The sequence below is a fragment of the Pantoea sp. SGAir0418 genome, from assembly GCF_043529865.1.
Window position 1 is genome coordinate 1849397 of the sequence record NZ_CP027911.1, and the last position, 18427, is coordinate 1867823.

17 protein-coding genes are annotated in these 18427 nt (G+C 58.6%); 7 read left to right on the forward strand and 10 right to left on the reverse strand.

Going from position 1 to position 18427, the window contains the following annotated elements; genetic code table 11:
• Nucleotides 1-5: 5 nt before the first annotated feature.
• Genes C1N84_RS08485 through manX form a run of 3 tightly spaced genes read right to left on the reverse strand, consistent with a single transcriptional unit; the run spans nucleotide 6 to nucleotide 2686 of the window.
• On the reverse strand, nucleotides 6-851 hold the full coding sequence (locus C1N84_RS08485; protein WP_021510027.1) for a PTS mannose transporter subunit IID: 846 nt from the start codon (nucleotides 849-851) through the stop codon (nucleotides 6-8).
• 14 nt (nucleotides 852-865) lie between these two features.
• Nucleotides 866-1666 carry a PTS mannose/fructose/sorbose transporter subunit IIC gene (locus C1N84_RS08490; protein ID WP_031280203.1) on the reverse strand — a complete coding sequence of 267 codons (801 nt, stop codon included), beginning with the start codon at nucleotides 1664-1666 and terminating at the stop codon, nucleotides 866-868.
• A gap of 57 nt (nucleotides 1667-1723) precedes the next feature.
• Complete coding sequence (gene manX / locus C1N84_RS08495) at nucleotides 1724-2686, reverse strand: PTS mannose transporter subunit IIAB (RefSeq protein WP_058757739.1); 963 nt, start codon at nucleotides 2684-2686, stop codon at nucleotides 1724-1726.
• A 510-nt stretch (nucleotides 2687-3196) separates the two neighbouring features.
• On the opposite strand from manX, the gene C1N84_RS08500 reads away from it, so the two are divergent.
• Nucleotides 3197-4765, forward strand: coding sequence for a TerC family protein (locus tag C1N84_RS08500; protein WP_021510030.1), 1569 nt, complete (start codon nucleotides 3197-3199; stop codon nucleotides 4763-4765).
• Between the two features lie 12 nt (nucleotides 4766-4777).
• Here the strand turns inward: C1N84_RS08500 and C1N84_RS08505 are convergent, their stop codons facing one another.
• The 4 genes from C1N84_RS08505 to pabB form a co-directional block, all read right to left on the reverse strand.
• Nucleotides 4778-6340: an EAL domain-containing protein gene (locus C1N84_RS08505; protein ID WP_215480365.1), complete on the reverse strand. Its 1563-nt coding sequence runs from the start codon at nucleotides 6338-6340 to the stop codon at nucleotides 4778-4780.
• A gap of 234 nt (nucleotides 6341-6574) precedes the next feature.
• Complete coding sequence (locus C1N84_RS08510; RefSeq protein ID WP_058774595.1) at nucleotides 6575-7939, reverse strand: L-serine ammonia-lyase; 1365 nt, start codon at nucleotides 7937-7939, stop codon at nucleotides 6575-6577.
• Nucleotides 7940-8129: 190 nt separating this feature from the next.
• Complete coding sequence (locus C1N84_RS08515; protein WP_021510033.1) at nucleotides 8130-8699, reverse strand: CoA pyrophosphatase; 570 nt, start codon at nucleotides 8697-8699, stop codon at nucleotides 8130-8132.
• A gap of 1 nt (nucleotide 8700) precedes the next feature.
• The gene (pabB, locus tag C1N84_RS08520) at nucleotides 8701-10053 is read right to left on the reverse strand and encodes an aminodeoxychorismate synthase component 1 (RefSeq protein WP_215480364.1); all 1353 of its coding nucleotides are present in this window, start codon (nucleotides 10051-10053) and stop codon (nucleotides 8701-8703) included.
• 115 nt (nucleotides 10054-10168) lie between these two features.
• Here pabB and C1N84_RS08525 point away from each other — a divergent pair, with 115 nt between their 5' ends.
• Complete coding sequence (locus C1N84_RS08525; protein ID WP_021510035.1) at nucleotides 10169-10354, forward strand: YoaH family protein; 186 nt, start codon at nucleotides 10169-10171, stop codon at nucleotides 10352-10354.
• A gap of 13 nt (nucleotides 10355-10367) precedes the next feature.
• On the opposite strand, the gene C1N84_RS08530 is transcribed toward C1N84_RS08525, so the two are convergent.
• On the reverse strand, nucleotides 10368-10712 hold the full coding sequence (locus C1N84_RS08530; RefSeq protein ID WP_058757734.1) for a RidA family protein: 345 nt from the start codon (nucleotides 10710-10712) through the stop codon (nucleotides 10368-10370).
• Between the two features lie 125 nt (nucleotides 10713-10837).
• On the opposite strand from C1N84_RS08530, the gene C1N84_RS08535 reads away from it, so the two are divergent.
• The 5 genes from C1N84_RS08535 (at nucleotide 10838) to rnd (ending at nucleotide 17265) form a co-directional block, all read left to right on the forward strand.
• Nucleotides 10838-12748, forward strand: a complete 1911-nt coding sequence (locus tag C1N84_RS08535) for an ATP-dependent DNA helicase (RefSeq protein ID WP_058771245.1) — start codon at nucleotides 10838-10840, stop codon at nucleotides 12746-12748.
• 52 nt (nucleotides 12749-12800) lie between these two features.
• Nucleotides 12801-13502 (forward strand): tRNA (adenosine(37)-N6)-threonylcarbamoyltransferase complex dimerization subunit type 1 TsaB, encoded by a 702-nt coding sequence (tsaB, locus tag C1N84_RS08540; RefSeq protein ID WP_264443339.1) that lies wholly within the window; start codon nucleotides 12801-12803, stop codon nucleotides 13500-13502.
• Nucleotides 13503-13562: 60 nt separating this feature from the next.
• A complete protein-coding gene (locus C1N84_RS08545; protein WP_010616392.1) occupies nucleotides 13563-14156 on the forward strand; it encodes a Slp family lipoprotein in 594 nt (197 codons plus the stop codon).
• 208 nt (nucleotides 14157-14364) lie between these two features.
• Nucleotides 14365-16038: a long-chain-fatty-acid--CoA ligase FadD gene (gene fadD, locus C1N84_RS08550; protein ID WP_153001953.1), complete on the forward strand. Its 1674-nt coding sequence runs from the start codon at nucleotides 14365-14367 to the stop codon at nucleotides 16036-16038.
• Between the two features lie 105 nt (nucleotides 16039-16143).
• Nucleotides 16144-17265 carry a ribonuclease D gene (gene rnd, locus C1N84_RS08555; RefSeq protein ID WP_059009717.1) on the forward strand — a complete coding sequence of 374 codons (1122 nt, stop codon included), beginning with the start codon at nucleotides 16144-16146 and terminating at the stop codon, nucleotides 17263-17265.
• Between the two features lie 55 nt (nucleotides 17266-17320).
• Here the strand turns inward: rnd and minE are convergent, their stop codons facing one another.
• Nucleotides 17321-17590, reverse strand: coding sequence for a cell division topological specificity factor MinE (gene minE, locus C1N84_RS08560; RefSeq protein ID WP_010616394.1), 270 nt, complete (start codon nucleotides 17588-17590; stop codon nucleotides 17321-17323).
• 3 nt (nucleotides 17591-17593) lie between these two features.
• Nucleotides 17594-18406 carry a septum site-determining protein MinD gene (minD, locus tag C1N84_RS08565; protein ID WP_021510042.1) on the reverse strand — a complete coding sequence of 271 codons (813 nt, stop codon included), beginning with the start codon at nucleotides 18404-18406 and terminating at the stop codon, nucleotides 17594-17596.
• Nucleotides 18407-18427 lie beyond the last annotated feature (21 nt).

Below are 18427 nucleotides of genomic sequence, written 5' to 3' on the forward strand. Positions count from 1 at the left end.
TGAGATTACAGACCGAGCAGGCCGATCCAGTAACCAAAGATACCGATGGCAAAGAAGCCAACGATGATCCACAGCGCGTTAACTTTACGGCGCAGCAGCCACATACAGCCAAAGGTCAGCAGCAGTGGAATCAGGCCGGGCATCAGCTGGTCGAGAATCGACTGCACGGTGGTGACCGTGGTTTTGCCGGTCTGGTCGGTGATGCGGGATACCACCAGCGGCACGTTGACGTGCGTCCATTTGTTGACCAGCGCCCCCATGACAAACAGGCCGAGTATCGATGCCCCCTCGGTAAGTTTTTGCAGGAAGCCGCCGCCCATATCGCTGACGATATCCACCCCTTTGCGATAGCCATAAGCCACGCCGTAATAGCGGGTCAGCATGCGCGCAATGTTAAACAGGAAGAAGAACAGCAGCGGACCAAGCAGGCTGCCGCTCATCGCGATACCGGCACCCAGTGCGGCGAACACCGGACGCACGGTCCCCCAGAAAATCGGGTCGCCCACGCCAGCCAGCGGACCCATCAGACCCACTTTGATGCCGTTAATGGCACCGTCATCGATCGCCGCACCGTTGGCGCGCTGCTCTTCCATTGCCATGGTCACGCCGAGCACCGGCGCCGCCACGTAAGGATGGGTGTTGAAGAACTCAAGGTGACGCTTAATCGCCTGCTTGCGCTCGTCGTTGTTTTCCGGATACAGGCGACGGATCACCGGCACCATTGAGAAGCAGAAGCCCAGCGCCTGCATGCGTTCAAAGTTCCACGAACCCTGAAACAGGTTGGAGCGCAGGAACACACCGCGCACGTCACCGGGGGTGAGTTTCTTTGGAGTATTGGTTGTATCTACCATGATGTCACCTGTTCCTAGTCGAGTTCGTTGTCGAGGTCGTTGTTAGCCGGGCCCGCCGAGGCAGCGCCTGCGACGCGGTTGTATTTTGGCGCCAGCTGGATGTACAGCACCGCCATTACCACGCCAATCACGCCCAGCGCCACCAGGTTAAAGTTGGTGAACGCGGCGGTGACAAAGCCCAGATAGAAAAACGGCATCAGGTAACCAGCACGCATCATGTTGATGACCATCGCGTAACCGACCACCACGATCATGCCGCCGGCGATGTTCAGACCATTGGTGACCACTTCCGGAATCGAACTCAGCAGGCTGTGTACCGCGCTGGTACCGACCGAGACCGCCACAATCAGCGCCGGGATAGCGATACGCATCGCCTGCAGCAGCAGGGCAGAGACGTGGATCCATGAAATCGCCGTCAGATTGCCTTTCTCCGCAGCTTTATCCGCAGCGTGCTGGAAGGCGACAGTGATGGTACGTACGATGATGGTCAGCACCTGACCGGCTGCGGCCAGCGGGATGGCCAGCGCAATACCGGCACCGACGCTTTGACCGCCGGCAATGACCAGAATGGTGGAGATGATGGAAGCCAGCGCCGCATCCGGTGCCACTGCCGCACCGATGTTCATCCAGCCCAGCGCGATCATCTCCAGCGTACCGCCGATGATGATGCCGGTTTTCATATCACCCAGCACTGCACCAATCAGGGTACAGGCCACCAGCGGCCGGTGGAACTGGAACTCATCGAGAATCGATCCCATCCCGGCAATACAGGCCACAATAAATATCAACACTATTTGTAGCGAGGTTATTTCCATTGCATTTTTCCTCAGCAAGATCAGAACTTTTTGCCCACGCGCGCAGGCACAGGCGAATCAGGCATTGACCTTCGCAATCAGGTCCATCATTTTCAGTTTCGGGTCGTTGGAGACTTTACGCACTTCCAGTTCGATACCGCGCTCATTCAGCTTGCGGAAGGCAGCGATGTCCTTCTCATCCACCGACACCGCGTTATTAACCTGCGTTTTCCCCTGACGGAAGGCCATGCCGCCGATATTCACCGACTTGATATCCACGCCTTGCTCCACCACGCGCTCAACATCGGTCGGATTGGTAAACAGCAGCATCACGCGATCGGAACCGTACTTCGGGTTGTTCCACACGCGGATCATCTTGGCGATATCCACCACGTGGGCGGTCACGCCCGGCGGCGCCACCTGAGTCAGCAGGGTTTTGCGTACGTGATCGTTAGCCACTTCATCACTGACGACGATGATGCGCGTCACGTTGGTCTCTTTGGTCCAGCGCGTGGCCACCTGGCCGTGGATCAGACGGTCATCGATACGGGCCAGGCCAATTTTCATGTGCTCGCCCGGTGCCAGCGGTTTCTGCGGCTGGGCAGGAGCTTTCGGGGCGGGCGCTGCCGCTGCCGGCGCGGCGGATTCGGTTTTGAGCGCTTTAACCCCCTCGCGGCCGGCCTCGACGGCGATGTGGATCAGCTCTTCCAGCGATGGGTCGTCATCGCGCCCCATCAGGGTTTCCACCAGCATGGGAATGTTGACCCCGGCAATAACGTCATAGCCCGGTTTGTCCACCACGATGCGGCTGGCGGCGTTAAACGGGCTGCCGCCCCAGGTGTCCACCAGAAACAGCACGCCTTTCGACGTGTCGAGTCGGGCGAGCTGAGCCTGATATTTTTCGATTAGCGTTTCTGCATTCTCGCCGGGCACGAAATCAATCCATCCGACATTTTCCTGCTCGCCCAACAGCATTTCTGCTGTTTTCAGCAGCTGTTCTGCCGCCCAGCCATGTGTACCAATTACAAGCGCAATGGTCACTTGCTACCTCCGTTCGCATGAGAGTTCCCGACCATGGCCGGGAATCATTGAGAATTACCGTTGTTATTTTCTGTGGATCGCCCGGGACTAAATTGAAGAAAGTCATCAGGAAAAGGCCCAAAACATTCCGCGATACAGCAGTAAGGTCGCGATTTATTTTAGTGAGCGAAAAAATAAAATATGTGACGTTGCTCTGCTATTCAGAGCGTACCGGCGGCAACGGGCATTTTTATGGCAGTTTCTTGCGCTGGCGCAGTTATTTGTAAATGTAAGAAAATTTTTTGACGTTGTTGATGTAACTGATACATTAGCTTTCTGTTTATTACTCAGGAGTACCGGGCTTTAGCTCACCTATATGGACCGTCACCGACGTCGCTTCACTTGTTCCCCGCGCTGCTCAGCGCGCACCCTGACACCTGCCGGTGTTGCCTCATCCGTTAACGCCCTCTCGTCTCGCCTTCCGGCGCAGGCTCAGTCGCGTTCGCCCTTACGTTTAGCAAGGAGTCATTGATGGAATTTCTCTTCGACCCCTCAATCTGGGCGGGTTTACTGACGCTGATCGTGCTGGAGATTGTGCTCGGCATCGACAACCTGGTGTTTATCGCCATTCTTGCCGACAAGCTGCCACCGAAACAGCGCGATAAAGCGCGCCTGATTGGTCTGTCGCTGGCGCTGGTGATGCGCCTCGGCCTGCTGTCGCTGATCTCCTGGATGGTGACGCTAACGCGACCCCTATTCAGCGTAGGCGATTTCAGCTTTTCCGGACGAGATTTAATTCTGTTGATTGGTGGTTTGTTCCTGTTGTTTAAGGCCACCATGGAACTGCACGAGCGGCTGGAAAACCGTGGCATGGAGCATCAGGGCAATAAAGCCTATGCCAGCTTCTGGGCGGTCGTGACGCAGATTGTGGTGCTGGACGCGGTGTTCTCCCTGGATGCGGTGATTACCGCCGTCGGTATGGTGAACCATCTGCCGGTGATGATGACGGCGGTGGTGATTGCCATGGGCGTGATGCTGCTGGCCTCAAAACCGCTGACCCGCTTCGTTAACGCACACCCAACGGTGGTGGTGCTGTGTCTGAGCTTCCTGCTGATGATCGGTCTGTCGCTGGTGGCGGAAGGCTTTGGTTTCCATATTCCGAAAGGCTATCTGTACGCGGCAATTGGCTTCTCGATTCTGATCGAGCTGTTCAACCAGATTGCGCGCCGGAACTTTATCCGTCATCAGGCGCACCGCCCGATGCGTGAACGTACCGCCGAAGCGATTCTGCGTCTGATGGGCGGGCGTCAGCGTAACCAGCCGGCGCATACTGAAGAAGCGTCACTGACCGAAGCGATGCCGCAGGAAGCGTTTAAAGACGAAGAGCGTTACATGATTAACGGCGTGCTGACGCTGTCACAGCGTTCGATTCGCAGCATCATGACGCCGCGCGGCGATATCTCGTGGGTCGACGTCTCGCGTCCGCTGGATGAGATCCGCATTCAGCTGCTGGATACGCCTCACAGTCTGTTCCCGGTGTGTCGTGGCGAGCTGGATGAGATCATCGGTGTGGTGCGCGCGAAAGAGCTGCTGGTGGCGCTGGAGCACGGTATGGATGTCGCGACCTTCGCGGCCAACACGCCGCCGATTGTGGTGCCGGAAACGCTGGATCCGATCAACCTGCTGGGCGTATTGCGTCGCGCTAAAGGGAGCTTCGTCATCGTTACCAACGAATTTGGTGTGGTGCAGGGCCTGATTACGCCGCTGGACGTGCTGGAAGCGATTGCCGGTGAGTTCCCGGACGAAGACGAAACGCCGGATGTGGTGGCGGATGGCGACGGCTGGCTGGTGAAGGGCGGTACCGATTTGCACTCGCTGCAGCAGCTGCTCGACCACCATGAGCTGGTCGATCCGGATGAAGATCACGCGTCGCTGGCCGGCCTGTTGATTGAGCAGAAGGGGCAGCTGCCGCTGCCGGGCGAGATTATCGATTTGCCACCGCTGCACTTCCAGATTATCGAAGCCACGGATTACCGTATCGATCTGGTGCGCGTCACCAAAGACAAGCCGCACCATGACGAGGAAGAGGGCGACGCCTGATGTCGTCCGGCATCAGGCGCCCAGCTGCGCCTGATGCTGCGCCAGCCATTGCGGGAAGTCCTCAATCGGCATCGGGCGCGCATAGTAGTAACCCTGCAGATGATCCACGCCGCGCTCGCGCAGATAATGCGCCTGCTCGGCGGTTTCCACTCCCTCCGCGACCAGCGCGATATTCAGCCGCTGCGCCAGTGAAATCACCATATCCGTCACCGTGGCGTTGATCGCGTCAGTACCAATCGCGGCGGTAAAGATTTTATCGATTTTCAGCACGTCCGGCTTCAGGTCTTTCAGATAGGCCAGCGAACTGTGGCCGGTACCGAAATCGTCAATCGCCAGCCGCACGCCAATTTCGTGCAGCTGCGCCACGACCGTCTGGTCGATGACCGGCAGCGCATCGCGCTCGGTCAGCTCCACCACCAGTTTCGGCAGGGGATTGGCGGGCCACCAGTAGCGCTGTAAATCCTCAACAATCAGGCGATCGCGGAAGTGGCTGGCCGCGACGTTAATCGCGATATGAAATGCCGGGTACTGTGGCAGATTAGGCAACTCCGCGACGACTCTGGCAATCACAAAGCGCGTCAGCGGTGCAATCAGGTTCTGGCGTTCGGCCAGCGGAATAAATACGTCCGGGGCAATCCAGCCCTGACGCGGATTGTGCCAGCGCAGCAGCAGCTCGATACCATCGCAGTCGCCGCTGCGGGCATTGATCAGCGGCTGGCAGTAGACCATAAATTCGTTAGCAGTGATGCCATAGCTGATTTGCCAGCTCAGGCTCATGCGATTGGCGGTGGCCAGCCAGACGATATAGCCCAGCAGCAGGCTCAGCAGTACCGCCAGCGGCAGCTGAGACGGCAGGGTATTGAGCGCCAGTCGCGCCGGGGACGGGCCGTACAGCGTAATGCTGTAGGGATAACGCAGCGAGGCCTGATCGTAGGCCACTTCGTCATCGGACGGCACGGTATGCTCGATCAGCGGATTACCGTACTCGAGGCTCTGTCCGCCTACGTTGAAGATCGCGCGTTCCACCCACGGCAGCTGCGGCTCCAGCAGATAGTTGGTCATCAGCTCAATGTTGATGATCTGCAGCAGGCCGTCCTGGTTATCCAGCGACTTTGGCGTCCACAGCAGCAGCACCGGCGAACCTTTTAGCAGGTAGTCGTCGGTGGACAGCATCATGCGCTGGTTGTTGATCGCCAGCTCGGGATAGGTCTGGCTGAACGAGATGTGGCGCGGGCCATAAATACTCGAACAGTAGATGTTATCGTCCTGCACCAGCAGCACGGTGCGCACGGTTTGCAGCGCGGCGATCTTCTCAATCAGCGGGTAGCGCACCTGCGTGCAGGGCACGCCCACCAGCCCCAGCGTGTTGTTGGCGGAGACGTCCAGCGGCGAAAACATGCGGTCAAAGCGTTCAATCGCGCGGGTGGCAAAGTTAAGGGACTGCTGCTCAATGCGTGACTTCTCTTCGATGTAGCGAAAAGTCAGCGTAAGAATGAGAACCAGCGACGCGATCACCAACGCAATAAGCAGGCGCTTACGGCGAAATTGACCCACAAATTGCTGGGGAAGGAGCATCAGTAACCACCTTGCTAAGACAAAGAATGAGGCCAAATTAACGTGAAGGTTATCGGCATGGCGGCGGCCAAATTTAGCGCGGCTGGAGAAAAAAAGCGGCACTAAAAAATCGCGCGACCGGTAGAGGTCGCGCGCAAAAATAATGTATCTGGTTTGATAACGCGGAGGTAGAGGCCATTGCAGAAATAATGGCCGATCGCTGCAATTGTCAGCAGCGAAACGCGACGTTGCCGGTCAGTCGCACTGCACCTTGATCGCCAGACCGCCGCGCGAGGTCTCACGATATTTAGCGTTCATGTCTTTGCCGGTCTCGTACATAGTTTCGATCACCTTATCCAGCGATACGCGCGGCTCGCTGGTGCGGCGCAGCGCCATTCGCGCGGCGTTGATCGCTTTCACCGAAGCAATGGCGTTACGCTCAATGCATGGCACCTGTACCTGACCGGCGACCGGATCGCAGGTCAGTCCGAGGTTGTGTTCCATGCCGATTTCAGCGGCAACGCACACCTGCTCCGGGCTGGCTCCCAGCAGTTCAGCAAGGCCGGCGGCGGCCATTGAGCAGGCCACGCCTACTTCGCCCTGGCAGCCGACTTCGGCACCGGAAATCGAGGCGTTCATTTTATACAGTACGCCAATCGCGCCCGAGGCGAGGAAGTAGCGGATAAAGATATCCGGCGTGACCGTTTCGATGAAGTGATCGTAATACGCCAGCACCGCCGGCACGATACCGCAGGCACCGTTGGTCGGTGCGGTGACCACACGACCACCGGCCGCATTCTCTTCATTCACCGCCAGCGCAAACATATTGACCCAGTCGATGACGTTCATCGGATCGTTAGAATGTTTGGTTGAGGAGACCAGTAGACGTCGCAGCGACGCCGCCCGACGCGGCACGCGCAGCGGGCCCGGCAGCACCCCTTCGGTATTCAGGCCACGATCGATACACGCCTGCATGGTTTGCCAGATGTTGCCAAAATAGGCGTAAATCTCGTCACGGCTGTGCAGCGCCAGCTCGTTTTTCATCACCAGCCCCGAAAGCGACATGCCGGTATCGCGGCAATGACTGAGCAACTCTTTGGCTGAATGGAACGGATAGGGCACGGCGACCTCATCCAGCACGGACTGACCAAAGTGCGCTTCGTCGACAATAAAGCCACCGCCAATCGAGTAATAGGTTTTGCGCTCAAGCAGACGATCGCCGGCAAAAGCGTACAGAGTCATGCCGTTTTCATGCAGCGACAGGTTTTCGCTGCGGAATACCATGCCGCCGTCACGCGGGAAGTCGACCTCGCGCGCGCCCTGTGCCAGCAGCAGCCGCTCACGCGTTTCGACATCTTTGATAAACGCCGGAATGCTGTCGATGTCGACGCTGGCAGGCTCAAAGCCGGCCAGACCCATAATGATGGCAATGTCGGTGTGGTGTCCTTTACCGGTGAGCGACAGTGAGCCGTAAACGTCCACCGCCACGCGCGTCACGTCCTGCAGCTTGCCCTGTTCGATCAGCAGGTCAACAAACTGTTTGCCCGCTTTCATCGGGCCAACGGTATGCGAACTGGACGGGCCGATACCCACTTTGAACATGTCAAAAACACTTATCACCGGTGACGCTCCTCACAAATCTTCTTTTCTACGGCGCAGGCCGTTAATGCGGCTAATAGTAATCGCCAGCGGGCGGCAGCGAGCAGCTTTTCGCATGAAATAAACTAATTATAAACCACAGAAATAGTTATCCGTATCCCCGGATGTGAACGGGATCAATTTTTCGGCCAGGGTGAAACGGGACGGGGGATCAGGGCAGGGCGATCTGCTGGCCGAGCGCGCGCAGGATACCGGCGGTCATGCCCCAGATAAAATAATCTTCATACCACGACAGCCACACCTGGTGCTGGCGATGACCGCGGCGCAGCGTTAGTCCGCTGTAGCGCCCCAGCCGCAGCGCCTCTGCGAGCGGCATGGAAAAGGCGCTTTCAACTTCATCCGGGTTAAGCCGCAGCGGCAGGTGCGGCGGAATGATGCCGACCACGGGCGTGACGGCGAAACCGGTACTGCTGGTGACCGGCGGTAGCACGCCGACTACCCGCACCTGCTGTGGCGCGATGCCCACTTCTTCCTGTGCTTCACGCAGCGCGGTGGCGATCAGCGAATCGTCAGTGGCATCCATCATGCCGCCGGGGAACGCCACCTGCCCGGCGTGTTTGCGCAGCAGCGCGGAGCGGCGGGTCAGCAGCAGTTCGGGCTGGTCGCCATCAATCACCGGTACCAGCACCGCGGCACGGCGTCCGCTGATCACGCTGTGCGCGGTCGCCAGCGGCGGCTGCAGCACAAAGCGACTGAGAAACTGCGCCAGCGTCAGCTCCATATCACGCTTCATCACGCAGACAGGGCAGAATACGGTTGAGCTTGTGCAGCGTCTCCTGATATTCCGCCTCAGCATCGCTGTCAGCCACCAGACCGCCACCCGCCGCGCAGTACAGCTGCTGATTTTCGGCAATCAGCGTGCGGATGGTAATGCTGCTGTCCATGCGCCCGCACAGGCTGATGTAGCCGATACTGCCGCACCACGCATTGCGCCGCTGCGGTTCGAGTTCTTCGATGATCTCCATGGCGCGGATCTTGGGCGCGCCGGTAATGGAGCCGCCGGGGAAACAGGCGCGCAGCAAATCGGTAGCGGAGAGCGCGTCTGGCAGTCTGGCCCGCACCGTGCTCACCAGGTGATGCACCGCCGGGAACGGCTCCACCACAAACAGCTCCGGCACGCTGACGCTGCCCGGCTCGGCGACGCGGCCAATATCATTACGCAGCAGGTCCACAATCATCAGGTTTTCCGCCCGATCTTTTTCGGCGCTAGCCAGTTTCTCCGCCTGCAACCGATCGGCCTGCGGATCGGCCAGACGCGGCAGCGTGCCTTTAATCGGCCGGGTTTCAATCTGCTGCTGCTGCAGCGAGAGAAAACGCTCCGGCGACAAGCTCAGCACGGCACTGTGCGGCAGACGAAGGAAGGCGCTGAACGGCGCGCGGTTGGCGCGGTTGAGACGTAAAAACGCCTGCCACTCATCGCCGCGATAGCTGGCCTGAAAACGCTGCGCCAGATTAACCTGGTAGCAGTCGCCCGCCTGAATGTAGGCCTGCACCGCCTGGAAACGCGCGGCGTACTGCGCATAGCTCATATTGGCCTGCCAGTTGCTGGTCAGGGAAAAAGGTTTGGGCTGCGGCACCGCCAGCGCCTGTAGCCACTGCCAGCGCTGCTCCGCGTCGTGCAGGGCAATCAGCGTCAGCGTCTGGCGATGATGATCGGCAATCAGCGCCCAGTCATAAATGCCGACCGCCATATCCGGCGTGTGTAAATCCTGCTGCGTCCGCTGCGGCAGCGTTTCGAAACGGCGACCGAGGTCATAACCAAACAGACCCAGCGCGCCGCCCTGGAACGGCAGATTCGCATCAAACGCCGGCCGGATGCCCAGCGCGTCCAGCTGCTGCTGCACCAGCTGCAGCGGATCGGCGGTGGAGTGGCTGATGCCGGTGCCGTCGTCGATGGCGGTGCTGTCACCGCGCGTCGTCAGCGTTACCCGTGGATCGGCGGTGAGAATATCGAAACGGTTATCCGCGTGCTCGGCGTGACCTGAGGTCAGCAGCATCGCCCACGGGCGGTGCGCCAGCGTGGAAAAACGGTGTAAAAGCGTATCGGGCGTATACTGTAGCGAGAGGGTTTTCACGTTCGTTTGGCTAAATCAGTTCAGCAGGCAGGCGCGTAGCCTGGCATATTTTTTTGCTGCTGGCACCTGTTTGTTCAGCGTGGAATAATGCGTCCCCCCATTACAGGAGTGCATCATGTTTTCAGGTCTTCCGGCTTTATCGCACGAACAGCAGCAGCAGGCAGTGGAACGTATTCAGGAACTGATGGCCGGCGGCATGTCCAGCGGGCAGGCGATTGCGCAGGTGGCGCAGGAAATTCGCCAGAACCATCAGGGCGAAGCGATTCGGGCGCGCTTCGAAGAGGACGAAGACGACGAATAGCGCCCGGCGAGCGTTATAGCGCGGCGATGATTTTAATTTCCACTTTATAGCGCGGATTCATCAGGCCGGCCTGCACCGTGCAGCGTACCGGCGCATTACCCGGCGAGACCCACGCATCCCAGGCGCGGTTCATCGCGGCAAAGTCCTCTTTGTCCACCAGGAAAATGGTGGCGTCGAGAATTTTGCTTTTATCCGAACCCACGCGCGTCAGGATGCGGTCAATCACCGCCAGCGCGTTGGCGGTCTGCGCTTCCGCATCGTCATCCAGATTCTCCGGCACGCTGGTGTAATACACGGTCTGGTCATGTACAACCGCTTCGGACATGCGATGCTCGGCATCAATACGCGTAATGGTCATGCTGTTCTCCTTTATTTTTGCTGCGTTAGCCTGCCATATCCCATGGCCGGCTGTCATCTGTTGTGGTCGCCTGCGGTGAATCCTGACATAATTACAGTAGTTTTAAGAGCAATCGGTGAGGATGTGTGGCAGACGATTTTGCAGCGGATGGCGCGTTAGCGCAGGCGATTCCCGGCTTTAAGCCGCGCGCGGCACAGCGCGAAATGGCGCAGGCAGTGAGCGAAGCGGTGCAGCAGGCGGGCGAGCTGGTGGTCGAGGCCGGCACCGGCACCGGTAAAACTTATGCTTATCTGGCACCGGCGTTGCGGGCGAAGAAAAAAGTCATTGTGTCGACCGGTTCCAAAGCGTTGCAGGATCAGCTCTACAACCGCGATCTGCCGACCATTGCCCGCGCCCTGGCGTTCAGCGGCAAAACTGCGCTGCTAAAAGGGCGCTCCAACTATCTGTGCCTGGAACGGCTTGAGCAGCAAAATCAGACCGGCGGCGATCTCAGCGTGCAGGCGCTCGGCGATCTGATTAACGTGCGCAGCTGGTCATCGGAGACCGTTGATGGCGACGTCAGCAGCTGCGCCGGCGTCGCGGAAGACAGCCCGATCTGGCCTTACGTTACCAGCACCAACGATAACTGCCTCGGCAGCGATTGCCCGCTGTATAAAGATTGCTTCGTGGTGAAGGCGCGCAAAAAAGCGATGGATGCGGATGTGGTGGTGGTGAACCATCACCTGTTTCTCGCTGATCTGGTGGTCAAAGAGGGGGGATTTGGCGAGCTGATTCCGGAAGCCGACGTGATGATCTTCGATGAAGCGCACCAGCTGCCGGATATTGCCAGCCAGTATTTTGGCCAGCAGCTGTCGAGCCGGCAACTGCAGGATCTCGCCAAAGATATTATCCTTGCCTACCGCACCGAGGTGCGCGATGTGCAGCAGTTGCAGAAATCCGCCGACCGGCTGGCGCAGTGCGCACAGGATTTCCGCCTGACGCTGGGCGAGCCCGGTTTTCGCGGTAATCTGCGTGACCTGCTGAGCGACAACAACATCATGCGCATGTTTACGCTGCTGGATGATGCGCTCGAGCTGTGTTACGACGTGATTAAGCTGTCGCTGGGCCGTTCCGCGCTGCTGGATGCTGCCTTCGAGCGTGCCGCGCTGTATCGCACCCGGCTCAAGCGTTTACGCGCGATTGATGAACCGGGCTTCAGCTACTGGTACGAATGCAGCAGCCGGCACTTTACGCTGGCGCTGACGCCGCTGTCGGTCGCGGAGCGCTTCCGCGAAGTGATGGACGGACGCAAAGCGGCGTGGGTATTTACCTCGGCGACGCTGGCGGTCAACGAACAGATGAGCCACTTCGCCAGCCGGCTCGGCGTGGATAATGCCCGCACCCTGATCCTCGAAAGTCCGTTTGATTATGCGCAGCAGGCCTTGCTGTGCGTGCCGCGCAACATGCCGGAACCCAACTATCCTGGCGGTGCGCGTCAGCTGGCACGCATGATGAAACCGCTGATTGAAGCCAACAAAGGGCGCTGTTTCTTCCTGTGCACCTCGCACAAAATGATGCGCGAGCTGGCAGCGGAGTTCCGCGCCTCCATGACCTTACCGGTGCTGTTGCAGGGCGAAACCAGCAAAGGCCAGCTGCTCAAACAGTTTCTTGATGCCGGCAACGCACTACTGGTGGCCACCAGCAGCTTCTGGGAAGGCGTTGACGTGCGCGGCGATGCGCTGTCGCTGGTGATCATCGACAAGCTGCCGTTTACCTCGCCGGAAGATCCGCTGCTGAAGGCGCGCATGGAGGATTGCCGTCTGCGCGGCGGCGATCCGTTCAACGATGTGCAACTGCCGGACGCGGTGATCACCCTCAAGCAGGGCGTGGGCCGTCTGATTCGCGATACCGACGATCGCGGCGTGCTGGTGATTTGTGACCAGCGGCTGGTGTCGCGTCCGTATGGCGGTCTGTTCCTTAATAGCCTGCCGCCGACACCGCGCACCCGCGATTTACAGCGTGCGATTGACTTTGTGCGTCCGCCAGAGCAGCACTAATTTGTGCCAGGCTGTGGTAAGATGCGCGCCATTTTGATTCTCTGAGGTTGTTATGTCCGCCCGAATTTTAGCCCTGGACACCGCGACAGAAGCCTGTTCTGCCGCGCTGCTGAATCAGCAGCAGATCGATGCCCGCTTCGAAATCGCCCCCCGCGATCATACTCAACGTATTCTGCCGCTGGTGCAGGAAGTGCTGCAGGCGCAGTCGCTGGCGCTGAGCGCGCTGGACGCGCTGGCGTTTGGCCGCGGGCCTGGCAGTTTTACCGGCGTGCGCATCGGCATTGGCATCGCGCAGGGCCTGGCGCTGGGCGCAAATCTGCCGATGATTGGCGTATCCTCGCTGGCAACCATGGCGCAGGGCGCCTGGCGTTTGACCGGGGCAACGCGCGTGCTGGCGGCGATTGATGCGCGCATGGGTGAAGTCTACTGGGCAGAGTATCAGCGTGATGAGCAGGGCGAGTGGCAGGGCGCTGAGAGCGAAGCCGTACTCAAGCCGGAAGCGGCACAGGCGCGCATCGCGCAGCTGAGCGGCGAGTGGGCCACCGTCGGCACCGGCTGGCAGGCTTATCCGCAGCTGCTGGCTGGCACGACCGGGGCACAACTGCTGACCACCACGGTCACGCTGCCAGCTGCAGAAGATATGCTGCCGCTGGCGCTCAGCGCCTGGCAGCGCGGCGACAGCGTGGCGGTGGAAAATGCTGAGCCGGTTTATCTGCGCAATGAAGTGGCATGGAAAAAGTTGCCGGGACGCTAGGCGCCCACGCAACTTATTTTTGCGCCTTCAGTCTAACGGAGAAATAACAGGAGAAGTGCTATGCCAATTAGTCGTAAAGGGATGTCTGGCGCTCTGTTAGCCTGTGCGCTGTTGCTCAGCGGCTGCGTGTCAGTGCCGGATGCCATTAAAGGGAGTTCTCAGCTTCCACAGCAGGATTTATTACGCGTGATGAATGCGCCGCAGCTGTATGTCGGCCAGGAGTCGCGCTTCGGCGGCAAAGTCGTGAAGGTGACCAACCTCAACGGCCTGACCCGGCTGGAAATTGCCACTCAGCCGCTGGATGACAGCGCGCGACCGCGCCTCGGTGCTGCCTCAATTGGCCGCATTTATGCGGACATTCATGGCTTTGTTGATCCGATCGACGTCAATAATCAGTACGTCACGGTGCTGGGCAACATCAAAGGCACCGAGAAAGGGGAAATTGGCAAAGCCAGTTATAACTTTGTGGTGATTGATGTGCGCGGTTATCAGCGCTGGCATCTGACTCAGCAGGTGATGACGCCGCCGCAGCCGATCGATCCGTGGATTTGGTACGGGCCGACGCGTCGCCATCCCGGCTATTGGGGGCCTAACCCCTACTGGGGCATGAACACCGGCGGTCCGGCGCAGGTCGAGACCATTCTTACCGAATAGCGCTAAACAGGTTTTTTTACGGCCCGGTCGCGGTGCTCGCGAACGGGCCTTTTTATTGGGCGCGCAACCGATGCGCGAAATTTAGTGATGCGCCTCGCAACCTGAAAATGCCGGAACAGGCAAACTGGTACAATCAGTTAAAATATTGTTAACAACACTGATTGCAGAGGCGGCGATGGCTACGCAACAAGAATATCGGGGTGAATCTTTGAACAAGGTTTGGCTGAAACGCTATCCGCCAGATGTACCAGCGGAAATTAACGCAGACCGTTATCCCTCTTTGGTCGATCTTTTCGAACACGCAGCGCAACGTTATGCCGATCAGGTGGCTTTCATTAACATGGGCCAGCCAATGACTTACCGCCAGCTGGAGCAGCAGAGCCGTGCTTTTGCGGCCTGGCTGCAACAGGGATTAGGCTTGCAGCAGGGCGATCGCGTCGCGCTGATGATGCCGAATCTGCTGCAGTATCCGGTGGCGCTGTTTGGTGTGCTGCGTGCCGGTATGGTGGTGGTGAATGTTAACCCGTTGTACACGCCGCGCGAGCTGAAGCACCAGCTTAATGACAGCGGTGCCAGTGCAATTGTCATTGTCTCCAACTTCGCCCATACGCTGGAAAAAGTGGTCGCGGAAACCCCGGTTAAGCACGTGATGCTGACGCGCATGGGCGATCAGCTGGCGCCGGTGAAAGCCACGCTGGTCAATTTCGTCGTAAAATACGTGAAAAAGCTGGTACCGAAATACCATCTGCCAGGTGCGGTACCGTTCCGTCATGCGCTGCAGCAGGGCGAGCAGATGAGCTATCATCGTCCTGTGATCAGTAATCAGGATCTGGCATTTCTGCAGTACACCGGTGGCACTACCGGCGTGGCGAAAGGCGCCATGCTGACCCACGGCAACATGCAGGCTAATCTGGAGCAGACCAAAGCCACCTACGGTAAACTGCTGCGCGCCGGTCAGGAGCAGGTGGTAACCGCGCTGCCGCTTTATCACATCTTTGCCCTGACGGTGAACTGTCTGCTGTTCCTCGACCTGGGCGGCACCAACCTGCTGATTACCAACCCGCGCGATATTCCCGGCTTCGTTAAAGAGCTGAGCAAATTTCCCTTTACCGCCATCACCGGTGTTAATACGTTGTTCAACGCCCTGCTGAACGATGCCAATTTTAACCAGCTGGACTTCTCCACGCTGCGTCTGTCAGCTGGTGGCGGCATGGCGGTGCAGAAAGCGGTGGCCGAGCGCTGGGAGAAACTCACCGGACACTATCTGCTGGAGGGCTACGGACTCACCGAATGCTCACCGCTGGTGTCGGTTAATCCTTATGATATTACCTGCCACACCGGCAGCATCGGTTTGCCGGTTCCGTCCACCGACGTGCGTATTGTCGATGATGAAGACCGCGACGTACCGCCGGGCGAGCCGGGTGAACTGTGCATTCGCGGGCCGCAGGTCATGGTTGGCTACTGGCAGCGGCCGGATGCCAGCGAGGAAGTGCTGAAAAATGGCTGGCTGCACACCGGTGATATTGTTACCGTGGACGCTGAAGGGTTTATCCGCATCGTCGATCGTAAAAAAGACATGATACTGGTGTCCGGCTTTAACGTGTATCCTAACGAAATCGAAGATGTGCTGATGCAGCACGCCAAGGTGCGCGAAGCGGCGGCCATTGGCGTGCCGAGCGATCTCTCCGGCGAAGCGGTGAAAGTGTGCATCGTGAAAAAAGATCCGTCGCTGACGAAAGAGGAAGTGCTGGATCATTGTCGCCGTCAGCTCACCGGCTATAAAGTGCCGAAGATTATCGAGTTTCGTGATGAGTTGCCGAAGACCAACGTCGGTAAAATTTTACGTCGCGAATTGCGCGACGAGGCGAAGCGTGAAGCGTAGTACTGGCTTCCGCTGAATGCTCAGGTTAACGCCGGCACCGTCCGGCGTTTTTATTGCTTTTAACATGGAGCGCTGTGCGAGGTTTGCCGCAGCGAGAAAGACAACGTGAATTACACCCTGATCGACCATAATGACCAGCTGGCCGCCGTATGCCAGCAGGCCCGTCAGCATCGCGCCGTGGCGCTGGATACCGAATTCGTGCGCACCCGCACGTACTATCCGCAGCTTGGCCTGATCCAGCTCTTCGATGGCGAGCAACTGGTTCTGATCGATCCGTTAACCATCAGCGACTGGGCACCGTTTATTGCGCTGCTGCAGGATCGTCAGCTGACCAAGTTCCTGCACGCCGGCGGGGAAGACCTCGAAGTCTTCCTGCATCGTTTCGGCTGCCTGCCGGAGCCGATGATCGATACGCAGATTCTGGCCGCTTTCGCCGGACAGCCGCTGTCGTGGGGCTTTGCCGCGATGGTCAATCATTTCAACCAGATTGAGCTGGATAAGAGCGAAGCGCGCACCGACTGGCTGGCGCGTCCGCTTACCGAGCGGCAATGCCAGTACGCTGCAGCCGATGTGGCTTATCTGCTGCCGATCGCCCATCAGCTGGTGGCGCAAACCGAAGCGGCAGGCAACATGGCGGCGGCGCTGAGTGAATGCGCTACGCTGTGTCAGCGCCGTCTTGACGTACTGCAGCCGGAAGAGGCGTGGCGCGATATCACCAACGCGTGGCAGCTGCGTCCGCGCCAGCTGGCGGTGCTGCAGCGCCTGGCCGCGTGGCGCCTCAACCTCGCCCGGCAGAAAGACATGGCGGTGAATTTTGTGGTGCGCGAAGAGAACCTGTGGAAAGTGGCGCGCTTTATGCCCGGCAGCCTTGGCGAGCTGGATCATCTCGGCCTGAACGGTCACGAAATCCGCTTCCACGGTAAGGCGCTGGTGGCGATGGTGGCAGAGGCGCAGGCGCTGGATGAGGCCGCGTTGCCGCCGCCGTTGCCTAATCTGATTGACCACGCGCACTACAAGCAGGCGTTTAAAGCGATTAAAGCGCTGGTACAGCAGGTGAGTGAGCAGACCGGTTACAGTCAGGAGCTGTTAGCATCACGGCGCCAGATTAACCAGGTGCTGAGCGTGCACTGGGGGCTGAAAAGCGCCACGCGTCCGCCGGAACTGCTGGCAGGCTGGCGGGGTGAGGTGTTGAAAGCCGGTATCGACGAGATTTTACACACGCTGTAAGCGGAACGTTTTCCCCTGCGCAACCACGCAGGGGAAAATCAGGAACCCGCTACAATCATTTAGGAACGTCTTCCGTCTCCGGCAGCGTCACGTTGAGCTCGAGGATAGAGATGTCATCCCCTTTCTGATCCAGCTGCACCGTGACCATGTCCGGGTCAATTTTCACGTATTTACAGATCACTTCCAGGATATCGCGCTTCAGCTGCGGCAGATAGTGGGGCTCACTGTCGCCCCTTCTGCGTTCGGCCACGATAATTTGCAGCCTTTCCTTGGCTATGTTGGCTGTGTTCTTCTTACGGGATAAAAAGAAATCAAGTAATGCCATTGGTTATCCCCCGAACAGGCGTTTCAGGAAACCCTTCTTCTCTTCTTCGATAAAGCGGAAGGGGCGTTCTTCGCCAAGCAGGCGATCTACGGTATCAGCGTAAGCTTTACCGGCGTCAGAGTTTGCATCGAGGATCACGGGCTCACCCTGGTTAGACGCGCGCAGCACCGACTGATCTTCCGGAATCACGCCGACCAGAGGAATGCGCAGGATTTCCAGCACGTCTTCCATGCTCAGCATGTCGCCACGCGTTACGCGTCCCGGGTTATAGCGGGTCAGTAACAGGTGCTCTTTTACCGGCTCTTCGCTGTTTTCAGCGCGACGCGATTTCGACGAGATGATGCCGAGAATGCGGTCTGAGTCACGCACGGAAGAGACTTCAGGGTTGGTGGTAATGATCGCTTCATCCGCGAAGTACAGCGCCATCAGCGCACCGGTTTCGATACCGGCCGGCGAGTCGCAGACGATAAAATCGAAGTCCATTGCCGCCAGGTCGTTCAGCACTTTTTCCACGCCTTCGCGGGTCAGGGCATCTTTATCACGGGTTTGTGAGGCGGGCAGAATGTAAAGCTGCTCGGTGCGCTTGTCGCGAATCAGCGCCTGATTCAGCGTCGCATCGCCCTGAATAACGTTGACAAAGTCATACACCACGCGGCGTTCACAGCCCATGATCAGATCGAGGTTACGCAGACCGATATCGAAATCGATCACCACGGTTTTTTTGCCTTTCTGCGCTAACCCTGTGGCGATGGCCGCGCTTGACGTGGTCTTGCCAACGCCCCCTTTACCCGATGTAACTACAATGATGCGTGCCATAAATGTTGATTTCCTTAACGA